Consider the following 7564-nt stretch of genomic DNA (forward strand, 5'->3'; position numbering starts at 1 on the left):
AATTTACTTAAACGACTATCTCGATATGAAGATGTATTGAAATTTTTTACAGAAAGAAATGTAGAAATTTTTACAAACAATGCAGCAGAAAGAGAAATTCGAAATATCAAGGTTAAAAGTAAAATACAAGGTACTTTTCGAAGTGAATTAGATTCTAAAATATTTTGTAGAATAAGAGGATATATAGCTAAATAAAAAAGGAGACTTCTGTATAAATTGAGCAGAAATCTCCTATTATTTAGCTATTTTTAATTTTTTGTAAATTTGCTACCTAAGTAGTTACTTAGAAAAGTTCAAAAAATAAAAAATGTCACAAGGCAACATCAAGAAAATCTTATACCCGCATTTAATACCTTAGTGCTGCTTCCTTCCAGATCTGACACGGTTCGATACAAATACGCCATAAGGCTCTTAATGCCACACTTGTGACCTAATAATTATACCATTAAATAAATTCAAATTCAAGATAAAGTTTAAAAAATATCTTTAAATTTATTTAAAAAGTTATTTATGCTATTTTTTTTCTCTTGAATAACATCTTTGTAGTGATTTTCAATAGTTTTAGAAATATCAGAATGTAAAATTTCTTTATTTCTAATAAGAATACCTTTTAGTTGTTCAGGTAAGCTAGTTTTTAGGGATATAAAATTATTCTGATTAGAATAATTAGTATTTCCTGAGAAAGAAGTTATGTTTAAATCAACAAAATCTAATATTTTTAGTAGGAGCTCTCTATTTAAAGATGTTGTATCTATACTATTGATTAAAACTTCTTTATTAAGCAGAAGATTAGATACTTTTGTATCTCCAGTAATATTGATATTTCTATTATTTATTGAAATATTTTGTTTAATAGATAATGAACCTTGCTTAATGAAATTTTTTGAAATATTTAGTTTAGTTAAATTAATATTAGGTATATCTAAATAAAATTTACCAACAAGGGTATATATATTAAAATCTCCATAAAGTTTTCCAGAGTTTTCATTTTGATTAAAATTAATAGTTAATGGTATTGAAATAGATTTGTTAAAATCATTGGAAATGTTTTTAATATTTCCATTAAATTGAATACTATTAATATCTCCACTAAAATTTATATTATTGATATTTAATTGATATTTTGGTGGAGTTTGATTTTTTAATTTTTCAAGTTTTGAAATTAGATTTAAATATTTTTCATTAAATTCCATTAAATTGTTTTTAATTTTTTTATTAAGTTGTTTTTCTAAAATAATGTCAACATAATCTGTATTTTTAATTAAAAAATTAAAGAAATTATTAGAAAGATTTTTAGTTACAGTTTTTGAACTAAAATTTCCAGAAAAAATATCAGATATGTTGTTTTCTAAAGCGACTTCTTTAGTTAATTGTGAAAAAAAGACATTAGAAACTTTATTATTATTAGTTTTATTTTGTTTTTTAGAAATTATTTTAATGTCTTCATTTTTATTTTTATTTTCAACAAAAGATATTTTTTCAATATTTAAATTTTTAATATTAATTTGTTTTTTATTAAGGATATCAAAAATGTTAAAATCAAGTTTAATTTTATTAACAAATATTTTTTCCTTAGGTAGATTTAAATCTGTTAAAGTAATATCCTGAGATAAAATATTTAAATGAGCATAACTAATTGAAACTTTTTCATTCAAAGCTTTAGAAGCTTCTTTTTCAATAAGATACTTTAAAGAAAAATCTTTAATAAGTATAAGAGCAATAAAAATACCAATTATAATAGAAAAAGGTATAAGTAATTTTTTTTTCATGGGAACCTCCTAATATTAAATAAAGGCAAGAATATATAATATTCTTGCCTTTATTAGCTGAAATTAAAGTGCTAATCCACCACTAACTTCAAGTGTTTGTCCAGTAATATAAGAAGAATCATCACTTGCTAAGAAAAGAACAGCATTGGCAATATCTTCAGGCAGACCTAATTTACCAAGAGATGTTCTATCTAACATACCTTGAATAACATCTGTAGGTAAATCATCAGTCATAGGAGTTGCTATGAAACCTGGTGCTACACAGTTAGCTCTAACTTGAGCACCTTTTCTAGATAGCTCTTTTGACCAAGTTTTAGTCATTGCAATAACTCCACCTTTAGTAGCTGAATAGTTAGTTTGTCCAATATTTCCATAAAGACCAACAACAGATGAAATTGTAACTATTGATCCTTTTTTGTTTTTAGTCATTAAAGGAGCAACAGCTTGAGTAACGTTGAAAACACCTTTTAAGTTTACATTGATAACAGCATCCCAAGCATCTTCACTCATTCTTACAAAAGCACCATCTTTTGTAATACCTGCGTTGTTAACTAAAATATCAATTCTTCCAAATTCATTTTTTATTTTTTTAATAAGCTCTTTTATAGCTTCTCTATCTGTTACATTTAAAATTTCATGTCTAACATTAGTTTGTTCAAAAGTTGTTTCACCCATATCACATGAGATTACTAATTCAGCACCTTCTGATGCTAATTTTTCAACGATAGTTCTTCCAATTCCTCTAGCACTACCTGTAACTAAAGCGATTTTTCCTTCGACTCTATTCATAATATGAACCTCCTATAAATTTCAAAAATATTTTAAAAAAACATGTGTCATTTAATAGTATAATCATTTTTAGAAAAAGTCAATAAATTATTTCTTGATTATTCTGTTCCTAATTTGAAAAATTCTTCATTGATTTCTTCGGCAGTTTTTTCTGGAAGAAGTAAAACTAATACATCTCCAGCTAAGATACGAGAATCTCCTTTAGGGATATGCTCAATATCAGATCTTCTAATTGAAACAACTAAAACATCTTCAGGCCAAGATATTTCTCTGATAAGTCTGTCATCAAATTTTGACTCAGCAATAACAGGTATACAAATTAAAGTTTTCTTAATGCTTTCTTTTGAATCATCTAAATCTCCAGGAAGTTTTTTCTTATCCATTCTTTCATAAAGAATTTCATATATAGGTTCCATTTTTAGAAGTTCAGTAACATAATATGCAACTATTGAAACAGTAGCTATTGCAAGTAAATGATCAAAATTACCAGTCATTTCAAGAATTAAAATGGCACCAGTAATAGGAGCTCTAACAACAGCAACAAAATATCCAGCCATACCTAAAATCATATAGTGAACAATAAATTCAGGACCAAATCCAAAAATATTCATTAATAATAAACCATAAACTTTACCTAAAATAGCACCAAGAACTAACATAGGTAGGAAAATTCCTCCTTGAAATCCTGTGGCATATGAAATAGTAGTAAAAAATAGTTTAATAAAAAACATAACTAATAAAAATATAATAGTTTGATTTCTAAATGGTAAATGTTCAACTAAGTGATGACCTCCACCAGTCATATCAGGCATAACAAAACATAAAATAAAAGATAAAGTCATAACAAAAGAGATTTTAACTATTCTAGGTAGTTTAGTTTGTTTGAAAATATCTTGTGATTTTAGTAGAGAAACTGTAAATAATTTACCGAAAAATGCTATAAAAACTCCAAAAATTACAAATAAAGTAAATTGTAAATATGGGTTTATGTTATTTGGATATTTAACCATTAAATTAAATGCTGTTTGAATTCCAAATATTCTTCTAGCAATAAAATCTGAAAAAATACTTGCTAAAAAGATACATATAATAAGTTTAGATGAAAAAAATCTATGGATTTCTTCCATACTAAATACTACTCCTGCAAGTGGGGCTCCAAAAGCTCCAGCTAAACCAGCACTAGCTCCAGATGTTACTAAATATTTACTTTCTGTATAATCTCTTTTAAATAGTTTAGTTAATCCGTACCCAACATATGAACCTATCTGAACTGAAGGACCTTCTCTACCTAATGATAGACCTGCTCCAATTCCAAGTAATCCACCAAAGAATTTAACTAATAATTCTTTAAACCAAGCAACATATTCTAATTTTTTTAGAAGTAGTGCTTTAACCTGTGGAATACCACTTCCACCAGTAATAGGGAATTTTCTAGATAAATAATCTACAATTGCTCCAATTAAAATAAATCCTACCCAAATTAAAAAAAGTTTAAGGGGATCAGAAAGAAGATCTACACTAATGTATTTATCTCTTAATCCTCCTGCAATAGTTAAAGCGTATCTGTATATAGATACGATTATACCTGTGATAATCCCAACTAAAATACATAGAGCATAAAGAGCACTATGACCTTTGTTGAGGAGTTCCACATGGTCACTTATTTCTCTGCTTTTGTCCATAAAATCTCCTTGTAAATATATTATGTTCAATAGTGTTTTTATTTTAAAAATAAAGGCACTATAAAAAACAATTTCATTAAAAATCTTAGCATAAACAAGAATAAAAGTAAAGGATAATCAAAGGATTCTAAGAGTGCTTGATTAAAATTAAACTATAAGGTAAAATATATAATAAGACTATGTATTTAGCTTAAATAGGGAGTGATCGTTTTGAAGTTTAAAAAGATGCAAGGTGCAGGAAATGATTTTTTATTATTTGATGGAATCAATAATAAATATGAAAATTATTCAGAAATGGCAAAAAAATTGTGTGATAGACGTTTTGGTGTTGGCGGAGATGGGATAATGATTGCAGAAGCTAGTGCCTGTGCTGATATTCAAATGGTATATTATAATTCAGATGGATCAAGAGGAGAGATGTGTGGTAATGGTATTAGATGTTTCTCTAAATTCATATATGAAGAGGGGTTAATAAAAGATAAGATAATAAATATAGAAACAGGTGATGGAATAAAGACTTCAAAATTAAAAGTTTTAGGAAGTGAGGTTTTAGAAGTTACAATATCAATGGGAAGAGGAAGAATGGATCCAAGTTTAGTTCCAGTATTAACTAATAAAAAAGAAGCTTTAGAGGATGATTTAATTATAGATGGAAATAAAATAATTTATTCTTCAGTTTTAGTTGGAGTTCCTCATACTGTTATTGTTTGTAAAGAGCTAGAGAAGATTGATATAAATAGAATAGGAAGCGTTATAGAAAAGCATCAAAATTTTCCTAGAAATACAAATGTTAATTTTATCCAAATTCTTGATAGAAATAATATAAAAATAAAAACTTGGGAAAGAGGAGCTGGGAGAACACTAGCATGTGGGACAGGATCTTGTGCTAGCGTATATATAGGAAATAGATTAAATTTATTAGAAAATGATGTCGTAGTAGAAACTGAAGGTGGAATATTGAAAATTAAGTTATTAAATGATGAAATATTTATGACAGGTGGGGCAGAAACCACATTTGAAGGAGATGTAAAATGGGGATTATAGGAAAAATTTTATTTATAGTTTTATTGATTTTAACCAGTGCGTTTTTCTCAATGGCAGAGATATCTTTAGCAGGAGCAAGAAAAATAAAGTTACAATTATTAGTTGATGAAGGAAATGCAAATGCACAAAAAGTATTAGATTTACAAAGTAATCCGGGAAATTTCTTTACTACAGTACAAATTGGAGTAAATATAGTTGCAATATTAGCAGGTATAGTTGGTAATGATGTTTTTACACCAGTACTTTTAGAAATAGTAGGAAATCAGACTTTAGCATTTTTAATATCTTTTACATGTGTAACAGGATCATTTATAGAGTTTGCTGATTTAATACCCAAAAGACTAGCAATGGTATATCCAGAAAAAACAGCAGTTTCTTTAGTAAATCCAATGATGTTTACAATTAAATTACTAACACCAATAGTTTGGATATTTAGTAGTGTTGCAGATTTAGTATTTAAAATTTTTAATACACCTCATTCAAGAGAAGATATGATAACTCATGAAGATATTTTTGCTTTAGTAGATGCAGGAGCAGAAGCAGGAGTGGTTCATACTAGAGAGCATCATTTAATTGAAAATGTATTTGAATTAGAACAACGTTGGGTTTCATCAGCAATGACAACAAGAGATGAAATAATATACTTTACTTTAGAAGAGACAGAGGATAGTATAAAAGCTAAAATAGCAGAGTATCCACACTCTAAATTTTTAGTTTGTGAAAGTGATATAGACTCAATTTACGGATATGTTGATTCTAAAGATATACTTCCTAGAATTTTAAAAGGTGAGTTAAGTGGATTACAAGATATAAAAGAGATAACAATTAGAAATATTTTAATAATTCCAAATACATTAACATTATCAGATATGTTAGATAGATTTAATGAAGCAAGAGAGGACTTTGCAGTAATTTTAAATGAATATGCACATGTTGTTGGAATAATAACTTTAAATGATGTAATTTCAACTTTAATGGGAGATGTAGTTTATCCTATGCAAGATGAATATATTATTAAAAGAGGAGAGGGATCATGGCTAATAGATGGGGTAACAGCTGTAGAAGATGTAAAAAAAGCATTGGAAATAGAATACTTCCCAGAAGAGGATAGTTATGAAACAATAGCTGGGTTTATGATGTATATGTTAAAAAGTATTCCTAAAAAGGGTGCCTTAATAGAGTATGAAAACTATAGCTTTGAAGTTGTAGATGTAGATAATTTTAAAATAGATCAATTGCTAGTTATGAAAAAAGAACCAGTTATATTACCAAGTCCAGAAGATGAAAATTAAAATGGATTGTGCTTATTTAAGCACAATCCATTTTTTTAATTTCTAGTAATATTTTGCTCAATAGCGATACGCTTAACTTCATTTGCAACAACTGTTGAAACTCTAGAATCAAAGGCATCAGGAATAACATAATCATAAGCTAGTTCTTCATTGGATACTAATTTAGCAATTCCAACAGCAGCAGCTATTTTCATCTCTTCAGTTATCTTTTTAGCTTTAGCATCTAAAGCTCCTCTAAATATTCCAGGAAAGGCAAGAACATTATTAACTTGATTAGGATAGTCTGATCTACCAGTACCAATAATTTTTGCTCCACCAGCAATAGCATCTTCTGGCATTATTTCAGGACTTGGATTTGCCATTGCAAAAACAATAGCATCACTGTTCATTGTTTTAACCATATCAATAGATAAGATATTTGCAGCAGAAACACCAATAAAAACATCAGAACCCTTAACAGCTTCAGCTAATCCACCTTTAATATTTTCAGGGTTAGTAATTTCTCCAATCTCTCTTTTTAAGAAATTATATGAATTTAAATCATCTTTATTAATAATTCCATCAATATCATTTACAACAATATTTTTGGCTCCCATTTTAATTAAAAGTTTAATAATTGAACTTCCAGCAGCACCAGCACCACTAACAATAAATTTAGCTGTTTCAAAAGATTTATTAACTAATTTAAAAGAGTTAATAAGAGCAGCTACAACAACGATAGCAGTACCATGTTGGTCATCATGGAAAACTGGAATATCTAATTCTGCTTTTAGTCTAGTTTCGATTTCTACACATCTAGGAGCAGATATATCTTCTAAATTAATTCCTCCAAAACCAGGAGCAATTAATTTAACAGTTCTAATAATCTCTTCTGTATCTTGAGTGTCTAAACAAATAGGAAAAGCATCTACATTAGCAAACTCTTTAAATAAAATAGCTTTTCCTTCCATTACAGGTAATCCAGCTTCAGGGCCAATATTTCCAAGTC

7 protein-coding genes and 1 other RNA gene are annotated in these 7564 nt (G+C 27.7%); 3 read left to right on the top strand and 5 right to left on the bottom strand.

Going from position 1 to position 7564, the window contains the following annotated elements; all coding sequences use genetic code 11:
* On the top strand, nucleotides 1-195 hold a 195-nt coding region (locus Q0V09_RS05300), incomplete at its 5' end, for a transposase (protein ID WP_297487509.1).
* A gap of 123 nt (nucleotides 196-318) precedes the next feature.
* On the opposite strand, the gene ffs is transcribed toward Q0V09_RS05300, so the two are convergent.
* From ffs to Q0V09_RS05320, 4 genes are all read right to left on the bottom strand, one after another.
* Nucleotides 319-417: signal recognition particle sRNA small type (gene ffs, locus Q0V09_RS05305), an RNA gene on the bottom strand.
* 56 nt (nucleotides 418-473) lie between these two features.
* Nucleotides 474-1769 carry a hypothetical protein gene (locus Q0V09_RS05310; RefSeq protein ID WP_297487510.1) on the bottom strand — a complete coding sequence of 432 codons (1296 nt, stop codon included), beginning with the start codon at nucleotides 1767-1769 and terminating at the stop codon, nucleotides 474-476.
* Between the two features lie 63 nt (nucleotides 1770-1832).
* Entirely contained in the window at nucleotides 1833-2558 is a 726-nt protein-coding gene (gene fabG, locus Q0V09_RS05315) for a 3-oxoacyl-[acyl-carrier-protein] reductase (protein ID WP_297487512.1), read from the bottom strand.
* Nucleotides 2559-2656: 98 nt separating this feature from the next.
* Nucleotides 2657-4240, bottom strand: coding sequence for a ClC family H(+)/Cl(-) exchange transporter (locus Q0V09_RS05320; RefSeq protein WP_297407455.1), 1584 nt, complete (start codon nucleotides 4238-4240; stop codon nucleotides 2657-2659).
* Between the two features lie 210 nt (nucleotides 4241-4450).
* On the opposite strand from Q0V09_RS05320, the gene dapF reads away from it, so the two are divergent.
* Nucleotides 4451-5284, top strand: coding sequence for a diaminopimelate epimerase (dapF, locus tag Q0V09_RS05325; RefSeq protein ID WP_297407456.1), 834 nt, complete (start codon nucleotides 4451-4453; stop codon nucleotides 5282-5284).
* Nucleotides 5272-6576: a hemolysin family protein gene (locus tag Q0V09_RS05330; protein WP_297487513.1), complete on the top strand. Its 1305-nt coding sequence runs from the start codon at nucleotides 5272-5274 to the stop codon at nucleotides 6574-6576. The genes dapF and Q0V09_RS05330 overlap by 13 nt, the downstream gene beginning before the upstream one ends.
* Before the next feature lie 35 nt (nucleotides 6577-6611).
* Here Q0V09_RS05330 and Q0V09_RS05335 read toward each other — a convergent pair.
* Nucleotides 6612-7564 (bottom strand): NADP-dependent malic enzyme (locus Q0V09_RS05335; protein WP_297487515.1); only part of this gene is annotated, 953 nt, incomplete at its 5' end.

The sequence above is a fragment of the uncultured Cetobacterium sp. genome (assembly GCF_947039425.1).
GTDB lineage: Bacteria > Fusobacteriota > Fusobacteriia > Fusobacteriales > Fusobacteriaceae > Cetobacterium_A.